Raw genomic sequence first — 25,215 nt, 5'->3', positions numbered from 1 at the left:
GCGGTGCGGATGGGCCGGCTCAGTCCGGACGTCGCTTCTTGCCGCCCGCTGCAGGGGTGTGCGGCCGACCGCCGGGGCGGTTGTCGTGCTGGGGGCGATCGCCGCGCGGCTTGCTCCAGGCCGGCTTGCCTTCGCCGTATGCGGGCTTTGCACGCGGGTTGCGCGGCGCGGCATCGTTTGGCCTGCGTTCGCCTTGCCAGCTGGTGTCCTCTCGCATGGGGCGGCGCCGTTCGGGCATGGTGGCGGCTTCGGCTGCACTCAAGGCACGGATGTTCAGTGCCATCTGGCGCACGCGGGTGCGCTTGAGCGTGCCGAGCAGATCATCCGGCAGGTTCGCGGGCAGCTCGACCGTAGAGAAGTCGTCGAAGAGGTGGATCTGGCCGATGTACTTGCCTTCGATGCCGCCTTCGTTGGCGATCGCACCGACGATCTCCTTGGGGCTGGCGCCGTGGGCGCGACCAACCTCGATGCGGTAGCGGACCAGCGCGCCATCTGCAAAGGCGCGGCGGCGGGCGAGGATCTCGTCGCGATTGGGGCGTTGGGTGCGTTCGCGTGGCGCACCGGTTGTGAAGTGCTCGGCTCTCGGGGCGCGGCCTTCGACGCTGGTGGGGGCGGTAGCGATTTCCCAGCCGCGTCCGGACTGCTCGAGCTGCAGCGGGCGGTCGCGCTGCGCGAGCAGCGTCAGTGCTGCGGCAACCTCGTGGATATCGAGCTCGTTCTCTTCGATCAGGTCGTTGACGATGCCCATGAAGAAGCCGAGGTCCTCGCCGCCGATGGCATCCACGACCTGGCGCTTGAACTGCGCCACGCGCAGGTTGGTCACTTCTTCGTTGCTGGGCAGTGCGATCGGTGTGATCGGCTGGCGCGTGGCCCGCTCGATCATCTTCAGCATGCGTGTTTCGCGCGGCGCAACGAACAGGATCGCTACCCCCTCGCGGCCGGCGCGGCCGGTACGGCCGATGCGGTGTACATAGGCCTCGGTGTCGTACGGGATGTCGTAGTTGATGACGTGCGAGACGCGCGGCACATCGATGCCGCGTGCGGCGACGTCGGTGGCAATGACGATGTCCAGCGCGCCATTCTTGAGCTGCTCGATGACCCGTTCGCGCAGGCCCTGGGTCATGTCGCCATTGAGCGCAGCGGCTGCGTAGCCGCGTGCGGCGAGCTTGTCGGCGAGCTCTTCCGTTGCGATCTTGGTGCGCACGAAGACGATCGCGGCGTCGAAGCTTTCCTCGGCATCGAGGATGCGGGTGAGGGCATCGAGCTTGTCGACGCCGCGCACCAGCCAGTAACGCTGGCTGATCTTGGAGACGGTCGCGGTCGCGGCGCGGATCTTGATCTCCTGCGGTTCGCGCAGGTGGCGGCGGGCGACGTCGCGGATGACGTTCGGCATGGTTGCCGAGAACAGCGCTGTCTGGCGCGCCTCCGGTGTGTGTTCGAGGATCCACTCGACGTCGTCGATGAAGCCCATGCGCAGCATCTCGTCGGCCTCGTCGAGGACGATGGCCTTGAGCGCATCGAGCTTGAGGCTCTCGCGCTCGAGATGGTCCATTACCCGCCCCGGCGTGCCGACGATGATGTGGGCGCCGCGCGACAGCTGGCGCAGCTGCACCACCATGCTCTGGCCGCCGTAGATCGGCAGCACGTGGAAGCCCTTGAGGTGATGGGCATACTTGGCGAAGGCTTCCGCCACCTGGATTGCCAGCTCGCGCGTGGGGGTGAGCACCAGTACCTGGGGACGGGCGTCGGCAAGGTCGAGCTTGGCGAGCATGGGCAGCGCGAAGGCGGCTGTCTTGCCAGTGCCGGTCTGGGCCTCGCCGAGGATGTCGCGGCCGGCCAGCAGTTGCGGGATGCAGGCGGCCTGGATGGGCGACGGCGTTTCATAGCCGACCTCGGCCAGCGCCGACAGAAGGGGCGCGGGCAGGTCGAGATCGGCGAAGCGCAGGGTCGCCTCGGGGCTGGCGGATTCGGGGAGGGCAGAGTCGGTCATGGCTGTCGGGCCGCGGAGGCGGCGGTGTGCAGCAGCGCTGCGAAGTCGCGATTATCGGCGATTCTGGCGCTGCGAACGAAAAAGCGGCTCGTGGCCGCAGTGGGGCGAACCGGGGAGGTCACGGTTGGCACCCGGCGCCGGAAAAGCAAAAACGCGGCGCAAGGCCGCGTTTCGGGTGCATCGAGTGACGTCGGCGACGTCGCTTCGATTACAGCGGGCGGATGTTGGCCGCCTGCAGGCCCTTCGGGCCGGTCTTGACTTCGAATTCGACGCGCTGGTTTTCGGCCAGGCTCTTGAAACCCTTGCTCTGGATTTCGGAGAAGTGGGCGAACAGGTCGTCGCCGCCGCCTTCAGGAGTGATGAAGCCGAAGCCCTTGGCGTCGTTGAACCATTTCACGGTACCGGTTTGAGTGCTCATTTTGCGTTCCATATGAAGAATTGCGGGCTTGCGCCCCGGAGATGCAGGAACGATCAAGAAACGTAATCAGGAGGCATCAAACCGACACGCGTTCTCTTGGAACTCGCTGGGCAACCACCAGAACAACCACTGCTTGAATCGACTGCGAACGGCACGATACACGGTTTTTCGCGGATGCGTGAATTTATTTTGAGTTGCGCCGAAAGTGGCCGATGTCTTGTTCGCGCCAGTGGGTGTGCGGTGGGATAATCGGTGCTTCTCCAGATCTACGGAACTCCCATGCCCATCCAGTGGTTCCCGGGGCACATGGCGTCGGCGCGCAAGAAGGCGGCCGAGGCAATGGCTGCCATCGATGTCGTCATCGAGGTGACCGACGCGCGCCTGCCGGAAGCGAGCAGCAACCCGATGATCGCCGAGCTGCGGCGGTTTCGTAATCGTCCCTGCCTGAAGTTGCTCAACAAGTCCGACCTTGCCGATCCGGAGGTGACGCGGGCGTGGATGGCGTTCTACAACCGCCAGCCCGGGGTCAGGGCCGTTGCGATTTCGGCCAAGAGTGCGGCGGATGTCGCACGCATTCCGACGCTCTGCCGTGAGCTTGCGCCCCATCGTGACGACGGCACCAAGCCCCTGCGCATGATGATCATGGGCATACCCAATGTGGGCAAGTCGACGCTGATGAACGCCCTGCTCAAGCGCAAGGTGGCCAAGGTCGGCGATGAGCCGGCCGTGACCAAGCACCAGCAGACGCTCGATCTGGGGCCGGGCATGACGCTGACCGACACACCGGGGATGATGTGGCCGAAGATCGATTACGACGCGGATGGCTACATGCTCGCGGCCAGCCATGCGATTGGCCGCAACGCCGTCATCGACGAGGAGGTGGCTGCCTTTCTCGGCGAGATCCTCTTGGCGCGCTATGCCGACAGGCTGGCCGCGCGCTACCGGCTCGAGCGCGCGGCGGTTGCCACACTCGATGGTCCGGCGCTGGTCGAGGCGGTCGGTCGCCGGCGCGGTTGTCTCGTCAAGGGCGGTGGGCTGGACCTTGAGAAGGCGGCGCAGATCCTGCTGCAGGACTATCGAGACGGGGCGCTGGGCCGCATCAGTCTGGAATCGCCCGACAGCAGGGAGGCCATGATTGCAGCGGCGATCGCCGCACGGGCGCTGGCCGAGGTGGGTGATGCGGCCGGCGGGGAGGCGGGCTAGATCCCGAAGTAACGGTCCGGGCGGTGATTGACTGCGATGACGAGATTGACCGCTGCGGCAGCCAGGATGGAGAGCGCAATCTTGTCGAGGCTCAGCGCGAGCAACCCGAGCGCCATGATCAGTATGTCGGCCACCATCTGCACCGAACCCGCGCGCCAGCCGCGGCGCTTCTGGAGGTAGAGGCCGAGAATGGTGACGCCTCCCAGGCTGGCGCCATGGCGGATGAGGATCAGGATCCCGGTGCCCGCGAGCAGCCCTGCCATGATGCTTGCAAAGACCGGGTTGAGCACGTCGAAACTCACCAGCAATGGGAGCGTCTCGGTATACAGGGCCAGTACGGCGACGGCGCAGAACGTCTTGATCGTGAATGCCAGGCCGAGTGCGCGCAGCCCAAAGGCATAGAAGGGCAGGTTCAGGACCACGAGCGACACGCCCAGCGGCCAGTCGGCAAGGTAGTGCATGAGAAAGGACAGGCCGGTGGTGCCGCCAGTGAGCAGCGAGCTCTCGCGGAACATTACAAGGGCGAGGGCCACGAACAGGCAGCCTGTGAGCACCCCCTGCACGTCCTCGAAAAGCGTGTGGGTGGTGGGCTTTGGGCCAGGGGTGCGCGAGCTGTCAGGCGGGGACGACGGTAGGGGCTGTGGTGGCGTGGGAGGCGGGTTGATCATGGCGGCGGTCCTTCGTGCAGGCGACGATGATACGACCTGGTGCAGGGATCGTGCGCGGTCGAGCCCGAACCCCTGCGCTTTGCGACCTGCTTTGCGACCCTTTGGCGCGTCGTGACGATGGCGCTTTGCTATGATGCAGGGCCGACCGTTTCCTGCTTCCCCTTGATGACCCCTTCGCACCCAGCATCGCCACACGCCATCAACGCCGACCTGCATTGTCACTCGACGGTGTCGGACGGCTGGCTGGACCCGGAGGATGTGGTGCTGCGCGCGCTCGCAAATGGTGTGGACCTGCTTGCGCTGACCGATCACGACGAGCTTGGTGGCATTGACGCTGCGGCGCGGGTCGCTTCGGCGCACGGCTTGCGCTTTGTTGCCGGGGTGGAGATTTCCGTGTCGTTTGCGGGCGAGACCATTCACATCGTCGGCCTTGGCGTGGATCACCGTCATCCCGTGCTGGTCGATGGGCTCGCGCAGCTGCGGGCAGGTCGCGACGCAAGGGCGAAGCGCATTGGCGAGGCGCTCGAGCGCGTGGGTATTCGTGATGCGCTGGCGGGTGCCCACCGCTTTGCCCGCAATCCTGCCCTGGTCAGTCGCGCGCACTTCGCCCGTCATCTGGTGGCCGCCGGCGTCATGCCCGATGTAAAGACCGTGTTTGACCACTACCTGGTGCGGGGCAAGCCCGGCTTTGTCGACCATGCCTGGGCCAGGCTCGAGGATGCGGTGGGCTGGATTCGTGCTGCGGGTGGTATTGCGGTGGTCGCTCACCCGGCGCGCTACCGGCTGTCGGGCGCCGATCTCGAGCGCCTGTTCGATTGCTTCATCGCAGCCGGGGGCGAAGCGGTCGAGGTTGTTTCCGGGGCGCATACCGAGGACGAGATGCGGCGATTTGCCAGTCTTGCCCGTCGCCGTGGCTTGCTTGCATCCCGCGCCTCGGACTTTCATGGCGCAGCCGAGAGCGCTGTTGACCTGGGGTGCTGCAATCCTTTGCCGGCCGATCTGCAGCCGGTGTGGTCGCGGCTTATGTAGGCTCGTCAGTAGCGCGCCTCCAGCGCATTCAACCGGGAGGCGGTCCTGCCGACCCCCTGCCGATCCATATCGAGCACTCTACGACAAGCACATGGCACAGTTCTTCTCCCTTCATCCCGAGCAACCTCAGGCGCGCCTGATCCGCCAGGCGGCCGAGATCATCCGCCGCGGCGGGCTGGTCGTGCTGCCGACCGACTCGGCCTATGCCCTCGTCTGCCAGATGGGCGATGCGGGGCTGCTCGAACGCATCCGTCGTCTGCGTGGCGTCGACGAGCGTCATCACTTCACGCTTATGTGCCGCGACCTGTCGGAGATCGGCACCTATGCGCGCGTTGACAATGGCCAGTACCGCTTGCTCAAGGCCACCACGCCAGGCCCCTATACCTTCATTCTCGAAGGGACCAAGGAGTTGCCGCGGCGCGTTCTGCATCCGAAGCGCAAGACGATCGGTCTGCGCGTGCCCGAGCATGCCGTCGTGTCGGCCTTGCTTGCCGAGATCGACGGACCTCTGCTCACGTCGACCCTCATCCTGCCGGGCGAAACGCTGCCCATGAGCGATGCCGACGAGATTCGCGAGCGCCTCGAGAAGCAGGTGGAGCTCATCATCGAGGCTGGTTATTGTGGCCCTGAGGCGACGACGGTGATCGACCTCACCTCCGGGGCGCCCGAGCTTGTGCGTGCCGGGCGGGGTGCGCTCGAGCCATTCGGACTTTAGGCCGCCGCGAGGACGATCAAGCATTCCATGGATTCACTGATCCCCATCCTGGCCATCTGGGCACTGCCCGTGCTGCTGGCGATCACCTTGCACGAGGCCGCGCATGGCTACGTTGCGCGTCATTTCGGCGATCCGACCGCCGATCTGGCCGGCCGTATCACGCTCAACCCGCTCAAGCACATCGACCCGGTCGGCACCATTCTCGTGCCTGCGGGCATTCTTGCGCTGACGACGCTGTTCGGGGCGGGTGGCATCCTGTTTGGCTGGGCCAAGCCGGTGCCGGTCAATTTTGGTCGCCTGCGCAATCCCAAGGCCGACATGCTCTGGGTTGCCGCAGCGGGACCTTTCGTGAATCTCCTCATGGCTGTGGCCTGGGGGCTGCTGTTTCGCATTGCGGCAACTTCAGAGCCCGGCGCCTATACCCTGCCGATGCTCAAGATGGCCGACGCCGGCATCCAGATCAATGCCGTGCTGATGGTGCTCAATCTGCTGCCGATTCCGCCTCTCGACGGCGGACGCATTGCCGTCAGCCTGTTGCCGAATCGGCTTGCCTGGCGCTTTGCACGGCTGGAGCCCTATGGCTTCCCGATCCTGCTTGTGTTGTTGTTCACCGGCATCCTCGGCACCATCCTGTGGCCGCTGATCGCTGGTTTCCGCTACCTGCTCTCAACCGTCCTCGGTTTCTGACCCCCATGTACGCAGAACGCGTTCTTTCAGGCATGCGCCCCAGCGGCAGGCTTCACCTCGGGCACCATCACGGTGTGCTCAAGAACTGGGTGAAGCTGCAGGAGGAGTTTCCCTGCTTCTTCTTCGTCGCCGACTGGCATGCCCTCACCACCCACTACGACAGCCCCGAAGTCATTGCCGACAACGTGTGGACCATGCTTGTCGATTGGCTCGCCGCTGGCGTCGATCCGGCGCAGGCTACCCTCTTCATCCAGTCCCGGGTGCCCGAGCATGCCGAGCTCCACTTGCTGCTGTCGATGATGACGCCGCTCGGCTGGCTCGAGCGCGTTCCGGGCTGGAAGGAGCAGCAGGAGCGTGGCGAGGGTGCCGAGCTGTCGACCTACGGCTTTCTGGGCTATCCGCTGCTGCAGTCTGCGGACATCCTCATCTATCGCGCCGACAAGGTGCCGGTTGGCGAGGATCAGGTGCCGCATGTCGAGATCACCCGCGAGCTCGCCCGCCGGTTCAATCACCTGTACGGCCGCGAGCCCGGCTTCGAGGACAAGGCCAGAGAGGCCGTTCGCAAGCTCGGTGCCAAGCGCGCGCGGCTCTACCATGATCTGCGCACCCGCTTTCAGCAGGATGGCGACGACGAGGCGCTCGAGCAGGCGAAAGCCTTGCTCGACGAGACCCAGAACCTGAGCCTGGGCGATCGCGAGCGCCTTTACGGTTATCTGGAAGGCGGCGGCAAGATGATTCTGGTCGAGCCCGAGGCCTTGCTTGCGCCGGTCTCGCGCATGCCTGGCCTGGATGGGCAGAAGATGTCCAAGGCCTACGGCAATACCATCAACCTGCGCGAGGATGCCGACAGCGTCACGCGCAAGGTGCGCACGATGCAGACCGATCCGGCGCGCATGCGGCGTACCGATCCGGGCGAGCCCGAGCGCTGCCCGGTGTGGCAACTGCACATGATCTACTCGAACGAGGACACTCTGGCGTGGGCGCAGCGTGGTTGCCGTAGTGCCTCGATCGGCTGCCTCGAGTGCAAGCAACCCGTCCTTGAAGCGATCCTCGAGGAGCAGGAGGGGCTGCACGAGCGAGCTCAGCCCTATCTTGACGATCCTGGCCTCGTTCGCAGCATCGTTGCAGATGGTTGCGAGCGGGCGCGCAAGCTCGCGCAGGAAACCATGCGCGATGTGCGTGAGGCGATGGGCCTGGATTACGGCTGATGGCGGCGCCGGGTTCCCGCGAGCGTGAGTGGTCATGAACCTGGCGCTCGATCTCGCGCCTGTCGAGGCGCAGGACGTTCTCGATTCGGTGGCGCGCATTTATGGCGAGCCCCTGCTCGAACTGCCCAAAGACCTGTATATTCCGCCCGACGCATTGCAGGTGTTCCTGGATGCGTTCGAAGGGCCGCTGGATCTGCTGCTGTACCTGATCCGCAAAGCGAATCTCGATGTCCTCGATATTCCGATGGCGCCGCTCACCGCACAGTACCTCGAGTACGTCGAAGCCATGCGGCAGAGCAATCTCGAGCTCGCAGCCGAGTACCTGTTGATGGCGGCGGTGTTGCTCGAGATCAAGTCGCGCATGCTGCTGCCGAGGCCGACGCGAGAGGGGGCCGAGGAAGAGGATCCGCGCGCGGAACTGGTGCGCCGGCTGGTCGAGTACGAGCAGATGAAGATCGCCGCGCTGCGCCTCGATGCGATGCCTCGCGTGGAGCGCGATTTCGAGTGGGTCGGCGTGTTCGTCGCCGAGAAGCTTGTCGAGCGCCAACCCGAGGTCAGTCTGCATGATCTGCAGCTGGCCTGGCTGCGCATCATGAAGAAGGCGCGCCTGAACCAGCACCACCGAGTTGGGCGGGAGCAGCTTTCCGTGCGCGAGCACATGACGGCAATCCTGCGCAGGCTGGGCGATGGGGGCTTCGTGGTGTTCGATGCGCTGTTCGATACCGCACTCGGGGCGGCGGGGCTGGTGGTCAGCTTTCTCGCCGTGCTCGAGCTGGTCAAGGAGAGGTTGGTCGAAGTGACTCAGAATGAGGCGTTTGCGCCGATCTACGTGAAATTGGCCGATGGAACGCGAAGCGACGCCTGAGGCCTGGTTGCGAGTGGTCGAGGCAGCCTTGCTGGCCGCCACTGCACCGTTGTCCGTGGCCAGCCTGAGGCGCCTGTTCGACGACGATCCCGGCCCGGATCTCGTGCGCAGGCTGCTTGATGCGCTGCGCGAGGAATGGGTGGCGGCTGATCGCGGCGTGGAGTTGGTGCAGCTCGCCAGCGGCTGGCGCTTCCAGACGCGGCCGCAGTACCAGGTCTATCTCGACCGCCTGAAGGATGAAAAGCCGCCGCGCTACTCGCGGGCGGTGATGGAAACGCTGGCGATCATTGCATACCGGCAGCCCGTGACGCGTGGCGACATTGAAGACATACGCGGGGTGGCGGTGTCGCCGAACATACTGAAAACACTCGAGTCGCGCGGTTGGGTCGATATCGTCGGCCAGCGCGATACGCCCGGCCGGCCGGCCTTGTTCGCCACCACCCGGCGCTTCCTCGATGACATGGGGCTGCGCAGCCTGACCGAGCTGCCGGCGCTGGCCGAAATCGAGAAAATTATGGATCTAGTCGATGTCTCGCAAACCGAACAGGCCCCTGCGGCCGCCCACGAAGAAGAAGTCTGACGCCATCGAGATCCTCGATCGCGACCCGCGTGCCGATCGCCGCGCGGCGCGGGACGAGGAGGCGCAGCCGAGCGCGCCGGATGCGCACCTGAATGCGGACCCGCGCGGTGCGCGGCGCGCGCGTCCGGAGAGTGGGCGCGGCTCTCGTCGTCCGGACGATCCTGCGCGCAGGCCGGATGCGCACCAGACTGCCCTTGGTCAGACTCAGCGCGGCGAACGAGCGCCACGTGGTGGTGTGTCGGGGCGGGCGCGCAATGCGCCGACCACGCTGACCGAGCCCGAGCGGTTGCAGAAGGTTCTGGCTCAGGCGGGGGTCGCGTCGCGTCGCGAGATCGAGGACTGGGTGCTGGCCGGCCGGATTTCGGTCAACGGCTTGCCGGCAGCACTTGGGCAGAAGATCGGTCCCGGCGATCGCGTCAAGGTCAATGGCAAGCTGGTGCCGCTGCGCTTTTCCCAGCGTAGTCCGCGCGTGCTCATCTACCACAAGCCCGAGGGTGAAATCGTTTCGCGCGATGATCCAGAAGGCCGGCCGACCGTATTCGAGCGCCTGCCGTTGCTACGCAAGGGGCGCTGGCTGGCGGTGGGGCGGCTGGACTTCAATACTTCCGGCTTGTTGCTATTTACCAACGACGGCGATCTGGCCAACCGCCTGATGCATCCGCGCTACGAACTCGAGCGCGAGTACGCGGTGCGGGTGCTCGGTGAGCTGACAGAGGAGCAGGCGCAGTCGTTGTGCGAGGGCATTCAGCTCGAAGACGGGCTGGCTAAATTCAACCAGCTGCGCGCCGAGGGCGGCGAGGGTGCCAATCATTGGTATCGGGTGACGATCTCGGAGGGCCGCAATCGCGAGGTGCGTCGCATGTTCGAGGCGGTCGGCCTGACCGTGAGTCGCCTGATGCGGGTCCGCTACGGTAGCGTTGAGTTGCCGGCGCGTCTCAAGCGGGGTATGTGGATGGAGATGCCGGAGGCCGATGCCTGCCGTCTTGCCGGCGTCCCCGTGCCGCAGAGTCGCGAGAGTGACGAGCGTGCCAAACGCCCGGTGAAGCTCCATCGCACGCAGCCGCGTGGCGGGGCGAAGGAGCGTTGAGCGAAACGCCGGTCGCGTTACGCGCTTTCGCCCGGTGTTCGGAAGGGCGCTGCCCGGTGCAGACCTCGTTTCACGACGGTTTGCCCGCGCGGCGCTTTGGCGCTATACTCTCGCGGCTTTGATGGATAGGTTTCCGATTGTGCGCCAGTCGTTTGCTTTGGGCGTGTTGGTCGGATGGTGGCCGTCCGTCTTGCGGTTGTGGCCAGCGGTGTATTTCCTGCAGGAGCAATTGTTTGATGGGCGTTTCGCCCATTTTTTATTTGTGGCGCCGGTTATGGCGTCCATGAAGAATGAGTAGAAGGGGCTGGGAGGCGCAATGCGTACCGATGTCGAGCAACTGATCGAGCAGGTGGTGACGGGTCTTGGATACGAGCTCGTGGATGTCGAGTTCTCTCCCAAGGGGCGTCTGCTGCGCATCTTTCTCGATATCGAGCGCGGCATCACGGTCGATGACTGCGCGACCGTCAGCAACCAGCTCCAGCGCGTGTTCGAGGTCGAGAACGTTGACTATGACCGGCTCGAGGTGTCCTCGCCGGGTCTTGACCGCCCGCTCAAGAAGCTGGCCGATTTCGAACGTTTCGCCGGCGAGCAGGCGCAGGTGCGACTGACGCTGCCGATCGGCAATCAACGTAATTTCGTCGGCGTGATCGAGGGTGTGCGTGACGGTGCAGTGGCGCTGCGCACCGAGAAGGGCGAGGTCATGCTGCCCTTCGGCGACATCGAGAAAGCACGTCTGGTACCCCAATTTTGAGACTGTGGATGTGGAGGTTTTACTGAAATGAGCCGCGAGATCCTGCTGCTTGTGGATGCCCTGGCGCGCGAGAAGAATGTCGCCCGGGACATCGTTTTTTCCGCGCTCGAAACCGCCTTGGCCTCTGCGACCAAGAAACGCATCCACGATGATGCCGACGTGGTGGTGTCGATCGACCGCGACTCGGGTGACTACACCTCGACGCGTCGCTGGCTGGTGATGCTTGATGAGGAGGTCACCAACGATGAGGCCGAGATGGGCATCATCGATGCGCGCGAGCTGCGCGCCGATGTGCAGATCGGCGACTACATCGAAGAGGAGCTCGAGCCCATCGACTTCGGTCGTATTGGTGCGCAGGCTGCCAAGCAGGTCATCCTGCAGCGCATCCGCGATGCCGAGCGCGAGCAGGTGCTCAACGACTTCCTCGATCGCAAGGAATTCCTCGTTTCGGGTTCGATCAAGCGCATGGAGCGTGGTAGCGCGATTATCGAGGTCGGTCGCATGGAAGCCGTGCTGCCGCGCGACCAGCAGATTCCGCGCGAGAACCTGCGCGTGGGCGATCGCGTCAAGGCCTTCCTGCTGCGCATCGATCGCGGCGCCCGCGGTCCGCAACTGGTGTTGTCGCGCACCGCGCCCGAGTTCCTGATGAAGCTGTTCGAGCTCGAAGTGCCCGAGATCGAAGATGGTCTGCTCGAGCTCAAGGCCTGCGCCCGCGACCCCGGCCTGCGTGCCAAGATCGCGGTCAAGTCCAACGATCAGCGCATCGATCCGATCGGTACCTGCGTGGGCTTGCGCGGCTCGCGCGTCACCGCGGTGCGCAACGAGGTCGGCGGTGAGCAGGTCGACATCATCGTGTGGTCGTCCGATCCGGCGCAGTTCGTGGTCGCTGCGCTGCAGCCTGCCGAAGTCGTGTCGATCGTCGTAGATGAAGAGGCGCACGCCATGGATGTGGTGGTGGACGAGAACAACCTCGCCATCGCCATTGGCCGCAACGGCCAGAACGTGAAGCTGGCGTCCGAACTCACCGGGTGGACGATCAACCTGATGAGCGAGCAGGAGTCGGCCGAAAAGACGGCGCAGGAGCAGCAGGGGCTGCGCGCGCTGTTCATGGAGAAACTGGATGTGGACGAAGAACTCGCCGACATCCTGATCGAGGAGGGTTTCTCTTCGCTCGAGGAAGTGGCCTACGTGCCGCTGGCCGAGATGCTGGAGATCGAAGCCTTCGACGAGGATACGGTCAACGAGCTGCGCAATCGCGCACGTAACGTGCTGCTGACCGAGGCCATCGTCACCGAGGAGCAGCTCGAGAACGTAGCCGATGATCTGCTCAATCTGGACGGCATGGAGAAGTCCCTTGCCGCCAAACTTGCCCAGCAGGGCATTCGTACCCGCGACGACCTGGCCGACCTTGCGGTCGACGAGCTGGTCGAGATGGCTGGGATCGACGAAGAAAGAGCCAAGGCGCTGATATCCGTTGCGCGCGCCCATTGGTTCGAAGAATGATGGGAGGGCTGTAATGGAACAGATGAGCGTGACCCAGTTTGCCGGCGAACTGAAGATGCCGGCCGCGGTGCTGCTCGAGCAGTTGAAGCGCGCGGGCGTGGATAAGACCGGCCCGAGCGACCTGCTTACCGAACAGGACAAGGCGAAGCTTCTGGAGTACCTGCGCCGTTCGCATGGTGATACCCAGCCCAAGGGCAAGATCACCCTGACGCGCAAGCAGACGACCGAGATCCGCGCGACCGACTCCACCGGTCGTGCACGTACCGTTCAGGTCGAGGTGCGCAAGAAGCGCACCTTCGTCAAGCGTGACGAACTGGCTGGCGATCAGCTTGGAGAGGCGGCCGAACAGGCTGCTGCGGCCGAGGCGCTGCATGTCGAGGCGGTGGTCAGCGACGAACAGCCGGTGGTCGAGCCGATCGAGCCGGTTGCGGAAGCGGTGGTCGCCAGTGTCGAGGTCGAGGTTGAGGCTCCGGCGCCTGTCGCCGAGCCCGAGCCGGTCGTGGAAGCGGTCGCCGAGCAGGTTGAGGTGCAGGCTGTCGAGCAGCCTGCGGCACCGCCGCAGGCGGTTGAATCGCGTCCTGCTGCTGCTCCGGCGCGTGCGACCGCAGCGGCGGAGGTCAAGCCCGAGCCGGTCGCGCCGGCAGCACCGGTCGTGACTACAGTGTTGAGCAAGCCGTTGCCGTTGTCCGAGATTCTGAGCGAGGAAGAAATCGCCGCGCGCAAGCGCGACGAGGAGCGCCAGCGCGCCCTGAAAGAGCGCCAGGCTGCCGACCTGCGCGCCCGTCAGGAGCGCGAGGCCGCTGCGCGAGCGGCCGCCGATGCGCGCAAGGCCGAGGAAGAGGCGCGCTTGCGCGCAGAACAGCAGAAGAAGGAAGAGGCTGCCAAGCCTGCCAAGACGACCACGGGTACGCTGCACCGTCCCGCCAAGACCGAAGACAAGCCCGCTGCACGCGACGCTCGGCGCGGTGCGCCGGCGCCTGCTCGCGAGGCTGAAGGCGCAGGCAAGCGCCGCGGTGGTCTCAAGACGCGCGGCGAGGTGGGGGCGACTGCAGGCAGCAACTGGCGTGGGGCTGGCAAGGGTGGTGGGCGTCATGGCCGCAACCAGCATGACGACCGTACCTCCTTCCAGGCGCCGGTCGAGCCGATCGTGCGCGAAGTCCACGTGCCCGAGACCATCACTGTTGCCGATCTCGCCCACAAGATGGCGATCAAGGCGACCGAGGTGATCAAGGCGCTGATGAAGATGGGTTCGATGGTCACCATCAACCAGGTGCTGGACCAGGAAACGGCGATGATCATCGTCGAGGAAATGGGCCACAAGGCGCTGGCGGCCAAGCTCGACGATCCGGATGCCTTCCTGGAGGACAGCGAGGATCACAAGGACGCTGAGATCCTGCCGCGCGCGCCGGTGGTCACCGTCATGGGTCACGTCGATCACGGCAAGACTTCGCTGCTCGACTACATTCGTACTGCCAAGGTCGCTGCCGGCGAGTTCGGCGGCATCACCCAGCATATCGGCGCGTATCACGTCGAGACGGCGCGTGGCATGGTCACCTTCCTGGATACTCCGGGTCACGAGGCCTTCACGGCGATGCGTGCGCGTGGTGCGAAGGCGACCGACATCGTCATCCTGGTGGTGGCGGCCGATGACGGCGTGATGCCGCAGACGCGCGAGGCGATCCATCACGCAAAGGCGGCGGGCGTGCCGCTGGTGGTGGCGATCAACAAGATCGACAAGCCCGATGCCAATCCCGAGCGCGTCACGCAGGAGTTGATTGCCGAAGAGGTTATCCCCGAGGCTTACGGTGGCGACACGATGTTCGTGCCGGTGTCGGCCAAGAAGGGTACTGGCATTGACGAGTTGCTTGAGGCCGTGCTGTTGCAGGCCGAGGTGCTTGAGCTGACTGCGGCGGTCGATGCGCCGGCCAAGGGCCTGATCATCGAAGCACGTCTGGACAAGGGCCGTGGCCCGGTGGCTTCGCTGCTGGTGCAGTCGGGTACGCTGCGCAAGGGTGACGTGCTGCTGGCCGGGGCGACCTTCGGCCGTATCCGCGCCATGCTCGACGAGAACGGCAAGCAGATCGATCAGGCAGGCCCGTCCATTCCGGTCGAGATCCTCGGTCTGTCCGACGTGCCCGCGGCGGGCGACGAGGCGATTGCGCTTGCCGACGAGAAGAAGGCGCGCGAGATCGCGCTCTTCCGCCAGGGCAAGTTCCGTGACGTCAAGCTTGCCAAGCAGCAGGCTGCCAAGCTCGAGAACATGTTCGAGCAGATGGCCGAAGGCGAGGTCAAGACCCTGCCGCTCATCATCAAGGCCGACGTCCAAGGCTCGCAGGAAGCGCTGGTGCAGTCGCTGCAGAAGCTGTCCACCGACGAGGTCCGCGTCAATGTCATTCATGCTGCCGTGGGTGCGATCAGCGAGTCCGACGTCAACCTGGCGCAGGCTTCCGGCGCCGTCATCATCGGCTTCAATACCCGTGCCGATGCCGGTGCGCGCAAGCTCGCCGAGAGCTTCGACGTCGACATCCGCTACTACAACATCATCTACGACGCAGTCGATGAAGTGAAGGCGGCGCTGTCGGGCATGCTGGCACCCGAGAAGCGCGAGGAGGTCACCGGCCTGGTCGAGATCCGCCAGGTGTTCACGATCTCCAAGGTCGGCTCCATCGCGGGTTGCTACGTGCTGGAAGGCGTGGTCAGGCGCGGCTCGCACGTTCGCCTGCTGCGCAACCACACGGTGCTGTGGACCGGCGAGCTCGAGTCGCTCAAGCGCTTCAAGGACGACGTCAAGGAAGTCAAGTTCGGGTACGAGTGCGGCCTGCAGCTGCGCAACTACAACGACATCAAGGAAGGCGACCAGCTCGAAGTGTTCGAGATCAAGGAAGTGGCGAGGACCCTGTAAGCGATGCCCAAGGAGTATTCCCGCAGCCAGCGCGTGGTGGAGCAGATCCGCCGCGAGCTGGCCGAGCTGATCAGGCTGGAGGTGAAGGATCCGCGCGTCGGCTTCATTACCCTCACCGATGTCGAAATCACCCCCGACTACGCCCACGCCAAGGTGTTCTTCACCAGCATGACCGGTGAAGGAGACGTGCCCGAGATCCAGCAGGGTTTGCGGCGTGCGAGCGGATTCCTGCGTCGCGAGCTGGGTCGCCGTATCCGCATTCACACCATTCCCGAGTTGCACTTCCACTATGACCGCTCGGTCGAGGAGGGCTCGCGCCTGTCCCAGCTGATCGATGCGGTGGTGAAGGAAGACGAATCGCGCCACCAGGACGAGCCCTCTGCCGACGAAACGGGCGGCGAGCGCGCTGCTGGCAAGGACGACGATGACAAATCCCGCGCCTGAGGCGGCGCGGGCGCAGTCGGCGAAGCGCTCGAGACCGCCGCAGCGCAAGATCATCCGCCGCGCGGTCGATGGCGTGCTGCTGCTCGACAAGCCGCAGGGCATGAGTTCGAACGGCGCGTTGCAGGCGGCGCGTCGCCTGCTCAACGCCGCCAAGGCAGGCCACACCGGCACGCTGGATCCGATGGCGAGCGGCTTGCTGCCGCTCACCTTTGGTGAGGCGACGAAGTTCTCGCAGATGCTGCTTGACGCCGACAAGACCTACGAAGCGGTGGTGCAACTCGGCGTCGAGACCGATAGTGGCGATGCCGAGGGCAAGGTGCTGGCCACCCATCCGGTTGCCATAGAGCGCGCCGCCCTTGAGGTGGTGCTCGAGCGCTTTCGCGGAGAGATCGAGCAGGTGCCACCGATGTATTCGGCCCTCAAGCGTGACGGCAAGGCGCTCTACGAGTACGCGCGACAGGGCATCGAGATCGAGCGCGAAGCGCGTCGGGTCACGATCCACGCGTTGGAGTTGCTCGACTTCGCCGGAGAACGGTTTTCGATCCGGGTGCATTGCAGCAAGGGAACCTATATCCGTAGCCTGGCGATGGATATCGGCGCTGCGCTTGGTTGTGGCGCACATCTGGCCGGACTGCGGCGTACCGCAATTGGAGCTTTCCAGTTGGCGGCCGCGGTCTCGCTCGAGTGCCTCGAGGCGGCCGGGGAGGGTGGGCGCGATGCCTTGCTTGCACCGGTCGACGCTCTCGTGGCCGATTTCCCGATGCTGCAACTCGACGCCGAGGCGGCACGCGGGCTGTTGCAGGGGCGCGTGCTGTCGCTGCCGGGCGCCGTGCCCGGGGCGAAGGTACGCGCCTACGGCCCGGGCGGTTTTCTCGGTCTGGCGCAATGGCAGGACGACGGACGCCTCGCGGCGCGCCGCCTGATTGCCACCGGCGGCCTGGCCGACGACGCATGCGCATGAATTTGATTGAGTTTATGGTGCCGCTATGGGTATAATCCGCGGCTTCTGATTGGCAGAAAAACACGAGTAAAGACACACATGGCTCTTGACACCGCATCCAAGTCGCAGATCGTCTCCGACTTTCAGCGCGCCCAAGGCGACACCGGTTCTCCGGAAGTCCAGGTTGCGCTCCTGACCGCCCGCATCAACGGGCTTGCCCCCCACTTCAAGGCTCACGGCAAGGATCATCACTCCCGTCGTGGCCTGCTGAAGATGGTCAGCCAGCGTCGCAAGCTGCTGGACTACCTGAAGGGCCGTAACGCCGATAGCTATCGCAATCTGATCGAGCGTCTGGGCCTGCGCAAGTAATTGCCGTCCGTGACGAGCTACACAGCGCCGATCAGGGCGAAGTAAGCCAGCAAAGCCGGTGCGTGCCCCTGCGGCCGCGCCGGCTTTTTGCCATCTGGCCCCGCTGTGCCGGCTGCACGTCCGTGGCATCGAGTCCTCCTGTCCGGGCGGGCCGCCACAAGCAGTTGTAGTTCGCTGCATCAACCGAATAAAGGAAATCACCTTGCCTACCGCAATCAAGAAAACCTTCGCCTATGGCGCCCACACCGTCACCCTCGAGACCGGCGAAGTCGCACGCCAGGCTGGCGGTGCCGTCATTGTCAACATGGACGAGACCGTGGTTCTCGCCACCGTTGTCGGTGCCAAGGAAGCGCGTCCGGGCCAGGACTTCTTCCCGCTTACCGTCGATTACGTCGAGAAGTTCTACGCTGCCGGCCGAATCCCGGGTGGCTTCTTCAAGCGCGAAGGCCGTCCGAGCGAGAAGGAGATCCTCACCTCGCGCCTGATCGATCGTCCCATTCGTCCGCTCTTCCCCGACGGCTTCATGAATGAAGTCCAGGTCATTGTGACCGTGCTGTCGCTGAATCCCGAGATCGACTCCGACATCCCGGCGATGATCGGCGCCTCGGCCGCGCTCGCGATCTCCGGCCTGCCGTTCAATGGCCCGGTTGGCGCCGCCCGCGTGGGTTATCTGGATGGCCGCTACGTCCTCAACCCCACCGCATCCGAACTGCAGAGCAGCCAGATGAATCTGGTGGTTGCCGGCACGCAGACCGCGGTGCTGATGGTTGAGTCCGAGGCGCAGGAATTGCCCGAGGATGTGATGCTGGGCGCGGTGGTGTTCGGTCACGAGCAGATGCAGACCGCGATCAACGCGATCAACGAGCTCGTCGAAGTTGCCGGCAAGCCCGAGTGGGATTGGCAGGCGCCGCCCGCGAACGAGGCGCTGATCGCCAAGGTCGGCGAACTGGCGAAGGCTGAGATGGAGGAGGCCTTCCGCATCACCAGCAAGCAGGATCGTTCTGCCCGCCTGGCAGAGATCCGCAAGCGTGTGATCGCCCAGCTTACCGAGGGCGTGGAGGGTGCTCCTTCGGTCAACGAAATCAAGGATATCTTCTTCAATCTCGAGTCCGGGATCGTCCGTAGCCGCATCCTCAACGGCGAGCCGCGCATCGACGGTCGCGACACCCGCACGGTCCGCCCGATCGAGATCCGTACCGGCGTGCTGCCGCGTACTCACGGTTCGGCGCTGTTCACGCGTGGCGAGACGCAGGCCCTGGTGGTCGCCACCCTGGGTACCGGTCGTGACGAGCAGATCATCGACGCCATCGCTGGCGAGTACAAGGAGCGCTTCCTGCTCCACTACAACTTCCCGCCGTTCTGCACGGGCGAGACCGGCCGCTTCGGCGTGACCAAGCGCCGCGAAGTGGGGCATGGTCGCCTGGCAAAGCGCTCGCTGGTCGCCATGCTGCCCAAGGCGGAGGAGTTCTCGTACACCGTGCGTGTGGTTTCCGAGATCACCGAATCCAACGGCTCCTCCTCGATGGCTTCGGTGTGCGGCGGTTCGCTTGCCATGATGGACGCCGGTGTGCCGCTCAAGAATCACGTTGCCGGCATCGCAATGGGGCTGATCAAGGATGGCAATCGCTTTGCCGTGCTGACCGACATCCTAGGCGACGAGGATCACCTCGGCGACATGGACTTCAAGGTGGCTGGTACCGAGAACGGTATCACCGGCCTGCAGATGGACATCAAGATCCAGGGCATCACCAAGGAGATCATGCACGCCGCGCTGGAGCAGGCCAAGGAAGGCCGCCTGCACATTCTCGGCCTCATGCAGCAGGCGCTGGGCACCAGCCGTGGCGAGGTGTCCGAGTACGCGCCGCGCATGATCAACATGAAGATCAACCCCGAGAAGATCCGCGACGTGATCGGCAAGGGCGGCGCAGTGATCCGCGCGCTGCAGGAGGAGACCGGTACCGTGATCGAAATCGAGGACGACGGCTCGATCAAGATCTCGTCGGTGAGTGCCGAGGGTGCGCAGGTCGCCAAGGCCAAGATCGAGGCGATCACTGCCGAGGTCGAGGTTGGCAAGATCTACGAGGGGCCGGTCGTGCGCCTGCTCGACTTCGGCGCCATCGTGAACATCATGCCCGGTCGCGACGGCCTGCTGCATGTGTCGCAGATCGCCAATGAGCGCGTCAACAACGTCTCCGACTACGTCAAGGAAGGTCAGGTCGTACGCGTGAAGGTGCTCGAGACCGACGAGCGCGGCAAGATCCGCCTCAGCATGAAGGCGTTGCTGGGCGAGAACGCAGGCTGAGCCCGGGCGGCGACTTGATGTCGCCGTAATGCGGTCGCTTCGGAACGACAAAGGACGCCAAGGCGTCCTTTGTCGTTTGCGGGCCAAGTTCTCGGAACCGCTACTGACGATGCAAAAGGGCGCCATCGGCGCCCTTTTGCATCGTCGTCTGTCGTGAGACTGGCTTACTTGGCGACCTGGCGCTCGCGCATTTCTTCCAGGGTCTTGCAGTCGATGCACATCGTCGCGGTGGGGCGGGCCTCGAGGCGTTTGAGGCCGATCTCGACGCCACAGCTGTCGCAGTAGCCGTACTCGCCGTCCTCGATGCGTCCGAGCGCCTCGTCGATCTTCTTGATGAGCTTGCGTTCGCGATCACGGTTGCGCAGCTCCAGTGCAATGTCGGATTCCTGGCTTGCGCGGTCGTTCGGGTCGGCGAAGACGGTGGCCTCGTCCTGCATCGTGTGCACCGTGCGCTCGATATCCCCCATCAGCTCGCCCTTGAGCGAGCTCAGGATCTCGCGGAAGTGGCCTAGCTGCTTCTCGCTCATGTATTCCTCGCCGGCAGCGGGTACGTAAGGCGGGAATTGCTTGTGCAGTGTTTCTTCGGCCATGACTCAACTTCCGTGGATGATTGAAGGATAGGCCCGACTTAATAGCAGAATCGGCTTTCAGCAGCAAGCGTGCGGGCGTTGCCTGGGTGGCATCCTTTGCTAGGTTGTCGTGCGCGGCGGGGGCTTGATGCCCTGCGGTGCGGGGTGCCAGTGGGCTAGGGCGGCGCTGTCCCTGCCCGATGAGTCACGAGCGTGCGCAAGTCCTTGGCGGTGTGCATTTGCGGCGGACCTCTGGGCCGTCCTATAATCCTACGGTTTAGCTAACTGGATTTCTCTGTCCCATGATCCGACTCGTCGCCGGCAACTGGAAGATGAATGGCAGCCTGGCCGCCAATCGCGAATTGCTGGACGGTATCCGCAGTGTCGAAGGGGTAGAGCTTGCTGTATGCGTGCCCTATCCTTACCTTGCTCAGCTTGCGCAGCGGCCGGCAGGGCTTGAACTGGGGGCGCAGGATGTCAGCGAGCATGCCGAAGGGGCGTTCACCGGTGAGGTCAGTGCGTCGATGCTGGCCGAATTTGGTTGCCGCTATGTGATCGTTGGTCATTCCGAGCGCAGGGCTTTTTTTGGCGAGGATGATCTCGTTGTTGGCCGCAAGGCGCTTGCGGCGCTGGGGGCTGGTCTGGTCCCCATCGTTTGCGTTGGTGAGACGCTCGCCGAGCGCGACGCCGGCGCTGCCCTGGTGGTCGTGGGGCGGCAGCTTGCGGCCGTGCGCGATGTGGTCGGTCCCGAGGCCATGGCCGGGGTCGTCATCGCCTACGAGCCGGTGTGGGCGATTGGTACCGGGCGCTCGGCGACGTCCGCGCAGGTGGGGGAAGTGCATGGGGCGATCCGTCGCTGGCTCGAGGACGGAGGTGTGGCTGCCGCAGGTGTGCGCATACTCTATGGGGGGAGCGTCAAGCCGGCGAATGCGGCTGAGATCTTCGCCGTTCCGGATGTCGATGGTGGTTTGATCGGTGGCGCTTCGCTCGCCGCCGCTGATTTCATGGCGATCTGTCGTGCCGCCGCTGCGGTCTGCTGATCATTTGTTCTTGTTCAAGTTTTTGTCTTTTCAGGGTTCGTGATGGGTAATTATCTATTCTCCGTGGTGCTCACGGTTCATGTGCTGGTCGGGCTTGGCGTGATCGGTCTCGTTCTTGTGCAGCACGGCAAAGGGGCTGACATGGGGGCGGCGTTCGGTAGTGGTTCGTCCGGTAGTCTGTTCGGATCGTCGGGGTCGGCGAACTTCCTCAGTCGTACGACTGCGATGCTCGCCACGGTGTTCTTTCTCACCAGTCTGGGCTTGAGCTACCTCGCCAGCAACAAGCCTGCTGCGCCTTCCAGCGTGATGGAGGGGGTGCAGGTCGCGCCGGCTGTGGATCCGGTTCCGAGCGTGCCGGCCGACACCTCGCCCGCGCAGTCGATCCCGAAATAAAAGTAGGGTGGGCTCTTTGCGCAGTGCGTAAAAACCCTTATAATTTTTTGGCTGTCTGAACAGCGCGCCGACGTGGTGAAATTGGTAGACACGCTATCTTGAGGGGGTAGTGGCGAAAGCCGTATGAGTTCGAGTCTCATCGTCGGCACCATATTCAGGTAACGCCCGCAGTTGCGGGCGTTTCCATGCAGAGCAGCCAAAACAATAACGACGACGCGGTCTTGCAGTCGTCCAACGCAATGGGGGTTTCTGAACATGCTGGAAAGCTATTTTCCCGTATTGATGTTCATGCTCGTTGGGCTTGGTTTCGGGCTTGCTCCTGTCATTCTCGGGCGACTTCTCGCTCCCTATCGTCCTGATAGCGAAAAAAACTCCCCGTACGAATGCGGCTTCGAGGCGTTTGAAGACGCCCGCATGAAGTTCGACGTTCGCTACTACCTGATCGCCATTCTTTTCATCCTGTTCGATCTCGAGATCGCCTTCCTGTTTCCGTGGGCGACTGTTTTCCGGGAGTTCATCGCCGCTGGTGAGATCGCCTGGTTCGTTTTCGGTTCGGTGATGGTCTTTCTCGCGGTTTTGGTCATCGGTTATATCGTCGAGTGGAAGAACGGCGCACTCGACTGGGAGTAATGCATGAGCATTGAGGGCGTCTTTCGCGAAGGGTTTGTAACCACTTCGCTCGATGCGGTCATCAACTGGACGCGTACCGGTTCGCTTTGGCCCATGACTTTCGGTCTGGCCTGTTGCGCGGTGGAGATGATCCACGCCGGCTGTTCCCGTTACGATCTTGACCGCTTCGGGGTGGTGTTCAGGCCCAGTCCGCGCCAGTCCGATCTGATGATCGTGGCGGGTACCTTGTGCAACAAGATGGCGCCGGCGCTGCGCAAGGTCTACGACCAGATGTCCGAGCCGCGCTGGGTCATCTCGATGGGTTCCTGTGCCAATGGTGGTGGCTATTACCACTACTCCTATTCGGTAGTCCGTGGCTGTGATCGCATCGTTCCGGTCGATGTGTATGTGCCGGGCTGTCCGCCCACCGCCGAGGCGCTGATCTACGGCATTCTTCAGCTTCAAAACAAGATCAAGCGCACGAATACGATCGCGCGCTGACGGGTGTCATAGACATGAGTGCCAAGCTTGAACGCCTGAGCCAGACCTTGCGCGATGTATTCGGCGACTCCCTCAAGTCGCTGCTCGTCGATCGCGCAGAGCTCACCATCGAGGTCGCCGCTGGCGACTACCTGCGCATTGCGCGCACCTTGCGTGATCATCCCGATCTGCACTTCGAGCAGTTGATCGATATTTCCGGTGTCGATTACTCGACCTTCGGCAATGGGGCATGGGAGGGCGCGCGTTTTGCCTCAGTGGCGCATCTCACCTCGATCCGCCACAACTGGCGACTGCGTCTGCGTGTCTTTGCGGAAGACGAGAGTTTTCCGGTGGTCGATTCGGTGGCCGATGTCTGGGCGAGTGCTAACTGGTATGAGCGCGAGTCCTTCGATCTCTACGGCATCCTGTATGCCGGTCACCCCGATCTGCGCCGCATCCTCACCGATTACGGTTTTGTCGGACATCCCTTCCGCAAGGATTTCCCGATTTCGGGTTACGTCGAGATGCGCTACGACCCGGAGCAGGGCAGGGTCGTCTATCAGCCGGTGACCATCGAGCCGCGCGAGAACACGCCGCGCATCGTGCGCGAAGAGAACTACGGGGACGTCGGCCATGGCTGAGATCCGCAACTACACAATCAACTTTGGCCCTCAGCATCCGTCCGCGCACGGTGTGCTTCGTCTGGTGCTCGAACTCGACGGTGAAGTCGTAGAGCGTGCCGACCCGCATATCGGGCTGCTGCATCGCGGCACGGAGAAGTTGGCCGAAACCCGGACTTGGGTGCAGTCGGTTCCGTACATGGATCGTCTCGACTATGTGTCGATGATGTGCAACGAGCACGCGTACTGCATGGCCATCGAGAAGCTGCTCGGTGTGCAGGTTCCGGAGCGTGCCCAGTACATCCGTGTGATGTTCGACGAGATTACGCGCATCCTGAATCACCTGCTCAATATCGGCACGCACGCGCTCGATATCGGCGCGATGACGATGGTGCTGTACACCTTCCGCGAGCGCGAAGACCTGATGGACGCCTACGAGGCGGTGTCGGGTGCGCGCATGCATGCAGCGTACTATCGTCCGGGCGGCGTCTATCGTGACCTGCCCGACCGCATGCCGAAGTACGAGGTGAACAAATTCAAGAACGAGAAGACGGTCAAGGAACTCAACGCCGCTCGCGAAGGCTCCTTGCTGGACTTCCTCGAGGACTTCACCAATCGTTTCCCGACCTATTGCGACGAGTACGAGACCCTGCTGACCGACAACCGGATCTGGAAGCAGCGTACCGTGGGCATCGGCGTGGTGTCGCCCGAACAGGCCTTGACCTGGGGTTTCACCGGTCCGATGTTGCGCGGGTCGGGAATCGCCTGGGACTTGCGCAAGAAGCAGCCCTACGAAGTCTACGACCGCATGGATTTCGACATTCCCGTCGGCAAGAACGGCGACTGCTACGACCGTTACCTTTGCCGCATGGAAGAGATGCGCCAGTCGAATCGCATCATCAAGCAGTGCATCGATTGGCTGCGCAAGAACCCCGGCCCGGTCATCACCGACAACCACAAGGTTGCGCCGCCCTCGCGCGAAAGCATGAAGTCGAACATGGAGGAGTTGATCCATCACTTCAAGCTCTTCACTGAAGGCATGCATGTACCCAAGGGCGAGGTCTACGCCGCGGTCGAGCACCCCAAGGGCGAGTTCGGCGTGTATGCGGTGTCCGACGGCGCCAACAAGCCCTACCGCCTGAAGCTGCGTGCGCCGGGTTTTGCGCATCTCGCTGCGATGGATGAGCTTGCGCGGGGCCACATGATTGCCGACGTCGTGGCCATCATCGGCACCATGGATGTGGTGTTCGGCGAGATCGATCGCTGACCGAGTCGGCGCACGCAGGAAATTGACCGATGCCGAAAGGCATCGCAGGACCAAACAAGAATCGGCAGGCTATCCGGAAGATCAAGACGACATGCTGAGCCAGGAATCGCTGCAACAGATCGATCGAGAGATCGCCAAGTATCCGCCCGAACAGAAGCAATCGGCCGTGATGGCCGCGCTGCGGATCGCTCAGGTCGAGAAGGGCTGGCTGCCCAAGGAGCTGATCGAGTTCGTCGCCCGTTATCTCGAGATGCCGCCGATCGCCGCCTACGAGGTGGCGAGCTTCTACAACATGTATGACCTTGAGCCGGTCGGTCGCCACAAGATCACCGTGTGCACGAACCTGCCCTGTGCGCTGTCGGGCGGCGTCCACGCGGCTGACTACATAAAGCACAAGCTGGGCATCGGCTTCAATGAGACCACGCCTGACGGCAAGTTCACGCTCAAGGAAGGCGAGTGCATGGGCGCCTGTGGTGACGCCCCGGTGCTGCTGGTGAATAACCATCACATGTGCAGCTGGATGACCACCGACAAGATCGACCAGATGCTGGCCGAGCTGGACAAGAAATGAGCACG

At 63.8% G+C, this 25,215-nt stretch carries 26 protein-coding genes and 1 tRNA gene; 23 read left to right on the top strand and 4 right to left on the bottom strand.

Annotation, left to right across the window (positions count from 1 at the left end; all coding sequences use genetic code 11):
• Positions 1 to 19: 19 nt before the first annotated feature.
• Together C662_RS06930 and cspE are read right to left on the bottom strand one after the other, a co-directional pair.
• Complete coding sequence (locus tag C662_RS06930; RefSeq protein ID WP_002926584.1) at positions 20 to 1,990, bottom strand: DEAD/DEAH box helicase; 1,971 nt, start codon at positions 1,988 to 1,990, stop codon at positions 20 to 22.
• A gap of 208 nt (positions 1,991 to 2,198) precedes the next feature.
• Positions 2,199 to 2,408: a transcription antiterminator/RNA stability regulator CspE gene (cspE, locus tag C662_RS06925; RefSeq protein ID WP_002926583.1), complete on the bottom strand. Its 210-nt coding sequence runs from the start codon at positions 2,406 to 2,408 to the stop codon at positions 2,199 to 2,201.
• A 279-nt stretch (positions 2,409 to 2,687) separates the two neighbouring features.
• Between cspE and ylqF the strand changes: the two genes are divergently transcribed.
• The gene (ylqF, locus tag C662_RS06920; RefSeq protein WP_002926579.1) at positions 2,688 to 3,611 is read left to right on the top strand and encodes a ribosome biogenesis GTPase YlqF; all 924 of its coding nucleotides are present in this window, start codon (positions 2,688 to 2,690) and stop codon (positions 3,609 to 3,611) included.
• Here ylqF and C662_RS06915 read toward each other — a convergent pair.
• Positions 3,608 to 4,279 carry a YitT family protein gene (locus C662_RS06915; protein WP_232433227.1) on the bottom strand — a complete coding sequence of 224 codons (672 nt, stop codon included), beginning with the start codon at positions 4,277 to 4,279 and terminating at the stop codon, positions 3,608 to 3,610. The two genes, ylqF and C662_RS06915, sit on opposite strands and share 4 nt — an antisense overlap.
• A 165-nt stretch (positions 4,280 to 4,444) precedes the next feature.
• Between C662_RS06915 and C662_RS06910 the strand changes: the two genes are divergently transcribed.
• The 14 genes from C662_RS06910 to pnp all read left to right on the top strand — a co-directional run bounded on the left by C662_RS06910 (position 4,445) and on the right by pnp (position 19,661).
• Entirely contained in the window at positions 4,445 to 5,308 is an 864-nt protein-coding gene (locus C662_RS06910; protein ID WP_198291741.1) for a 3',5'-nucleoside bisphosphate phosphatase, read from the top strand.
• A 91-nt stretch (positions 5,309 to 5,399) separates the two neighbouring features.
• Positions 5,400 to 6,023, top strand: a complete 624-nt coding sequence (locus C662_RS06905) for an L-threonylcarbamoyladenylate synthase (RefSeq protein WP_002926573.1) — start codon at positions 5,400 to 5,402, stop codon at positions 6,021 to 6,023.
• Positions 6,024 to 6,050: 27 nt separating this feature from the next.
• Complete coding sequence (locus C662_RS06900; protein WP_002926570.1) at positions 6,051 to 6,710, top strand: site-2 protease family protein; 660 nt, start codon at positions 6,051 to 6,053, stop codon at positions 6,708 to 6,710.
• Positions 6,711 to 6,715: 5 nt separating this feature from the next.
• Positions 6,716 to 7,918 carry a tryptophan--tRNA ligase gene (locus tag C662_RS06895; RefSeq protein ID WP_002926569.1) on the top strand — a complete coding sequence of 401 codons (1,203 nt, stop codon included), beginning with the start codon at positions 6,716 to 6,718 and terminating at the stop codon, positions 7,916 to 7,918.
• Positions 7,919 to 7,952: 34 nt separating this feature from the next.
• On the top strand, positions 7,953 to 8,783 hold the full coding sequence (locus C662_RS06890; protein WP_002926567.1) for a segregation and condensation protein A: 831 nt from the start codon (positions 7,953 to 7,955) through the stop codon (positions 8,781 to 8,783).
• Positions 8,761 to 9,363, top strand: coding sequence for an SMC-Scp complex subunit ScpB (gene scpB / locus C662_RS06885; protein WP_002926565.1), 603 nt, complete (start codon positions 8,761 to 8,763; stop codon positions 9,361 to 9,363). Before C662_RS06890 ends, scpB begins: the two co-directional genes overlap by 23 nt.
• Positions 9,311 to 10,450, top strand: a complete 1,140-nt coding sequence (gene rluB, locus C662_RS06880; protein WP_002926563.1) for a 23S rRNA pseudouridine(2605) synthase RluB — start codon at positions 9,311 to 9,313, stop codon at positions 10,448 to 10,450. The genes scpB and rluB overlap by 53 nt, the downstream gene beginning before the upstream one ends.
• A 316-nt stretch (positions 10,451 to 10,766) precedes the next feature.
• Entirely contained in the window at positions 10,767 to 11,201 is a 435-nt protein-coding gene (gene rimP, locus C662_RS06875; RefSeq protein ID WP_002926560.1) for a ribosome maturation factor RimP, read from the top strand.
• Positions 11,202 to 11,228: 27 nt separating this feature from the next.
• On the top strand, positions 11,229 to 12,704 hold the full coding sequence (gene nusA, locus C662_RS06870) for a transcription termination factor NusA (RefSeq protein WP_002926557.1): 1,476 nt from the start codon (positions 11,229 to 11,231) through the stop codon (positions 12,702 to 12,704).
• Between the two features lie 13 nt (positions 12,705 to 12,717).
• Entirely contained in the window at positions 12,718 to 15,606 is a 2,889-nt protein-coding gene (infB, locus tag C662_RS06865) for a translation initiation factor IF-2 (protein WP_002926555.1), read from the top strand.
• 3 nt (positions 15,607 to 15,609) lie between these two features.
• Positions 15,610 to 16,050, top strand: a complete 441-nt coding sequence (gene rbfA / locus C662_RS06860) for a 30S ribosome-binding factor RbfA (protein ID WP_002926552.1) — start codon at positions 15,610 to 15,612, stop codon at positions 16,048 to 16,050.
• Positions 16,031 to 17,011 (top strand): tRNA pseudouridine(55) synthase TruB, encoded by a 981-nt coding sequence (gene truB, locus C662_RS06855; RefSeq protein WP_002926551.1) that lies wholly within the window; start codon positions 16,031 to 16,033, stop codon positions 17,009 to 17,011. Before rbfA ends, truB begins: the two co-directional genes overlap by 20 nt.
• Before the next feature lie 78 nt (positions 17,012 to 17,089).
• Positions 17,090 to 17,359 (top strand): 30S ribosomal protein S15, encoded by a 270-nt coding sequence (gene rpsO / locus C662_RS06850; protein WP_002926549.1) that lies wholly within the window; start codon positions 17,090 to 17,092, stop codon positions 17,357 to 17,359.
• Positions 17,360 to 17,561: 202 nt separating this feature from the next.
• Entirely contained in the window at positions 17,562 to 19,661 is a 2,100-nt protein-coding gene (gene pnp, locus C662_RS06845; RefSeq protein ID WP_002926546.1) for a polyribonucleotide nucleotidyltransferase, read from the top strand.
• Positions 19,662 to 19,825: 164 nt separating this feature from the next.
• Here pnp and dksA read toward each other — a convergent pair whose 3' ends face one another.
• Entirely contained in the window at positions 19,826 to 20,251 is a 426-nt protein-coding gene (gene dksA, locus C662_RS06840; protein ID WP_002926542.1) for an RNA polymerase-binding protein DksA, read from the bottom strand.
• Between the two features lie 281 nt (positions 20,252 to 20,532).
• Here dksA and tpiA point away from each other — a divergent pair, with 281 nt between their 5' ends.
• The 8 genes from tpiA (at position 20,533) to nuoE (ending at position 25,210) form a co-directional block, all read left to right on the top strand.
• Complete coding sequence (tpiA, locus tag C662_RS06835) at positions 20,533 to 21,270, top strand: triose-phosphate isomerase (protein ID WP_002926535.1); 738 nt, start codon at positions 20,533 to 20,535, stop codon at positions 21,268 to 21,270.
• A gap of 42 nt (positions 21,271 to 21,312) precedes the next feature.
• Complete coding sequence (gene secG / locus C662_RS06830) at positions 21,313 to 21,663, top strand: preprotein translocase subunit SecG (protein WP_002926533.1); 351 nt, start codon at positions 21,313 to 21,315, stop codon at positions 21,661 to 21,663.
• Between the two features lie 66 nt (positions 21,664 to 21,729).
• Positions 21,730 to 21,814 (top strand) — tRNA-Leu (locus tag C662_RS06825).
• A gap of 104 nt (positions 21,815 to 21,918) precedes the next feature.
• Positions 21,919 to 22,293 (top strand): NADH-quinone oxidoreductase subunit A, encoded by a 375-nt coding sequence (ndhC, locus tag C662_RS20165; protein ID WP_002926531.1) that lies wholly within the window; start codon positions 21,919 to 21,921, stop codon positions 22,291 to 22,293.
• A gap of 3 nt (positions 22,294 to 22,296) precedes the next feature.
• A complete protein-coding gene (locus C662_RS20160) occupies positions 22,297 to 22,773 on the top strand; it encodes a NuoB/complex I 20 kDa subunit family protein (protein ID WP_002926530.1) in 477 nt (158 codons plus the stop codon).
• A 14-nt stretch (positions 22,774 to 22,787) separates the two neighbouring features.
• Positions 22,788 to 23,393: an NADH-quinone oxidoreductase subunit C gene (locus tag C662_RS06810; protein WP_002926529.1), complete on the top strand. Its 606-nt coding sequence runs from the start codon at positions 22,788 to 22,790 to the stop codon at positions 23,391 to 23,393.
• Positions 23,386 to 24,639: an NADH-quinone oxidoreductase subunit D gene (locus C662_RS06805; protein WP_002926521.1), complete on the top strand. Its 1,254-nt coding sequence runs from the start codon at positions 23,386 to 23,388 to the stop codon at positions 24,637 to 24,639. Before C662_RS06810 ends, C662_RS06805 begins: the two co-directional genes overlap by 8 nt.
• A 91-nt stretch (positions 24,640 to 24,730) precedes the next feature.
• The gene (gene nuoE, locus C662_RS06800) at positions 24,731 to 25,210 is read left to right on the top strand and encodes an NADH-quinone oxidoreductase subunit NuoE (RefSeq protein WP_002926519.1); all 480 of its coding nucleotides are present in this window, start codon (positions 24,731 to 24,733) and stop codon (positions 25,208 to 25,210) included.
• The last annotated feature ends 5 nt before the right edge of the window (positions 25,211 to 25,215 follow it).

It is taken from the genome of Thauera sp. 28 (assembly GCF_000310145.2).
GTDB classification, from domain to species: Bacteria; Pseudomonadota; Gammaproteobacteria; order Burkholderiales; family Rhodocyclaceae; genus Thauera; species Thauera mechernichensis.
Note: the sequence above shows the minus strand (reverse complement) of the source record. Positions and strands in the feature narration are given on the sequence as shown.

What these genes read in the sequence shown, in the direction of transcription:
- truB (WP_002926551.1), top strand. Translation starts at nt 16,031, where the DNA reads ATGACAAATCCCGCGCCTGAGGCGGCGCGGGCGCAGTCGGCGAAGCGC.
- secG (WP_002926533.1), top strand. Translation starts at nt 21,313, where the DNA reads ATGGGTAATTATCTATTCTCCGTGGTGCTCACGGTTCATGTGCTGGTC.
- C662_RS06910 (WP_198291741.1), top strand. Translation starts at nt 4,445, where the DNA reads ATGACCCCTTCGCACCCAGCATCGCCACACGCCATCAACGCCGACCTG.
- C662_RS06810 (WP_002926529.1), top strand. Translation starts at nt 22,788, where the DNA reads ATGAGTGCCAAGCTTGAACGCCTGAGCCAGACCTTGCGCGATGTATTC.
- scpB (WP_002926565.1), top strand. Translation starts at nt 8,761, where the DNA reads ATGGAACGCGAAGCGACGCCTGAGGCCTGGTTGCGAGTGGTCGAGGCA.
- rpsO (WP_002926549.1), top strand. Translation starts at nt 17,090, where the DNA reads ATGGCTCTTGACACCGCATCCAAGTCGCAGATCGTCTCCGACTTTCAG.
- dksA (WP_002926542.1), bottom strand. Translation starts at nt 20,251, where the DNA reads ATGGCCGAAGAAACACTGCACAAGCAATTCCCGCCTTACGTACCCGCT.
- C662_RS06905 (WP_002926573.1), top strand. Translation starts at nt 5,400, where the DNA reads ATGGCACAGTTCTTCTCCCTTCATCCCGAGCAACCTCAGGCGCGCCTG.
- rluB (WP_002926563.1), top strand. Translation starts at nt 9,311, where the DNA reads ATGTCTCGCAAACCGAACAGGCCCCTGCGGCCGCCCACGAAGAAGAAG.
- C662_RS06805 (WP_002926521.1), top strand. Translation starts at nt 23,386, where the DNA reads ATGGCTGAGATCCGCAACTACACAATCAACTTTGGCCCTCAGCATCCG.
- C662_RS06900 (WP_002926570.1), top strand. Translation starts at nt 6,051, where the DNA reads ATGGATTCACTGATCCCCATCCTGGCCATCTGGGCACTGCCCGTGCTG.
- cspE (WP_002926583.1), bottom strand. Translation starts at nt 2,408, where the DNA reads ATGAGCACTCAAACCGGTACCGTGAAATGGTTCAACGACGCCAAGGGC.
- ndhC (WP_002926531.1), top strand. Translation starts at nt 21,919, where the DNA reads ATGCTGGAAAGCTATTTTCCCGTATTGATGTTCATGCTCGTTGGGCTT.
- C662_RS06890 (WP_002926567.1), top strand. Translation starts at nt 7,953, where the DNA reads ATGAACCTGGCGCTCGATCTCGCGCCTGTCGAGGCGCAGGACGTTCTC.
- C662_RS06930 (WP_002926584.1), bottom strand. Translation starts at nt 1,990, where the DNA reads ATGACCGACTCTGCCCTCCCCGAATCCGCCAGCCCCGAGGCGACCCTG.
- nuoE (WP_002926519.1), top strand. Translation starts at nt 24,731, where the DNA reads ATGCTGAGCCAGGAATCGCTGCAACAGATCGATCGAGAGATCGCCAAG.
- infB (WP_002926555.1), top strand. Translation starts at nt 12,718, where the DNA reads ATGGAACAGATGAGCGTGACCCAGTTTGCCGGCGAACTGAAGATGCCG.
- C662_RS06895 (WP_002926569.1), top strand. Translation starts at nt 6,716, where the DNA reads ATGTACGCAGAACGCGTTCTTTCAGGCATGCGCCCCAGCGGCAGGCTT.
- rimP (WP_002926560.1), top strand. Translation starts at nt 10,767, where the DNA reads ATGCGTACCGATGTCGAGCAACTGATCGAGCAGGTGGTGACGGGTCTT.
- rbfA (WP_002926552.1), top strand. Translation starts at nt 15,610, where the DNA reads ATGCCCAAGGAGTATTCCCGCAGCCAGCGCGTGGTGGAGCAGATCCGC.
- nusA (WP_002926557.1), top strand. Translation starts at nt 11,229, where the DNA reads ATGAGCCGCGAGATCCTGCTGCTTGTGGATGCCCTGGCGCGCGAGAAG.
- tpiA (WP_002926535.1), top strand. Translation starts at nt 20,533, where the DNA reads ATGATCCGACTCGTCGCCGGCAACTGGAAGATGAATGGCAGCCTGGCC.
- ylqF (WP_002926579.1), top strand. Translation starts at nt 2,688, where the DNA reads ATGCCCATCCAGTGGTTCCCGGGGCACATGGCGTCGGCGCGCAAGAAG.
- C662_RS06915 (WP_232433227.1), bottom strand. Translation starts at nt 4,279, where the DNA reads ATGATCAACCCGCCTCCCACGCCACCACAGCCCCTACCGTCGTCCCCG.
- C662_RS20160 (WP_002926530.1), top strand. Translation starts at nt 22,297, where the DNA reads ATGAGCATTGAGGGCGTCTTTCGCGAAGGGTTTGTAACCACTTCGCTC.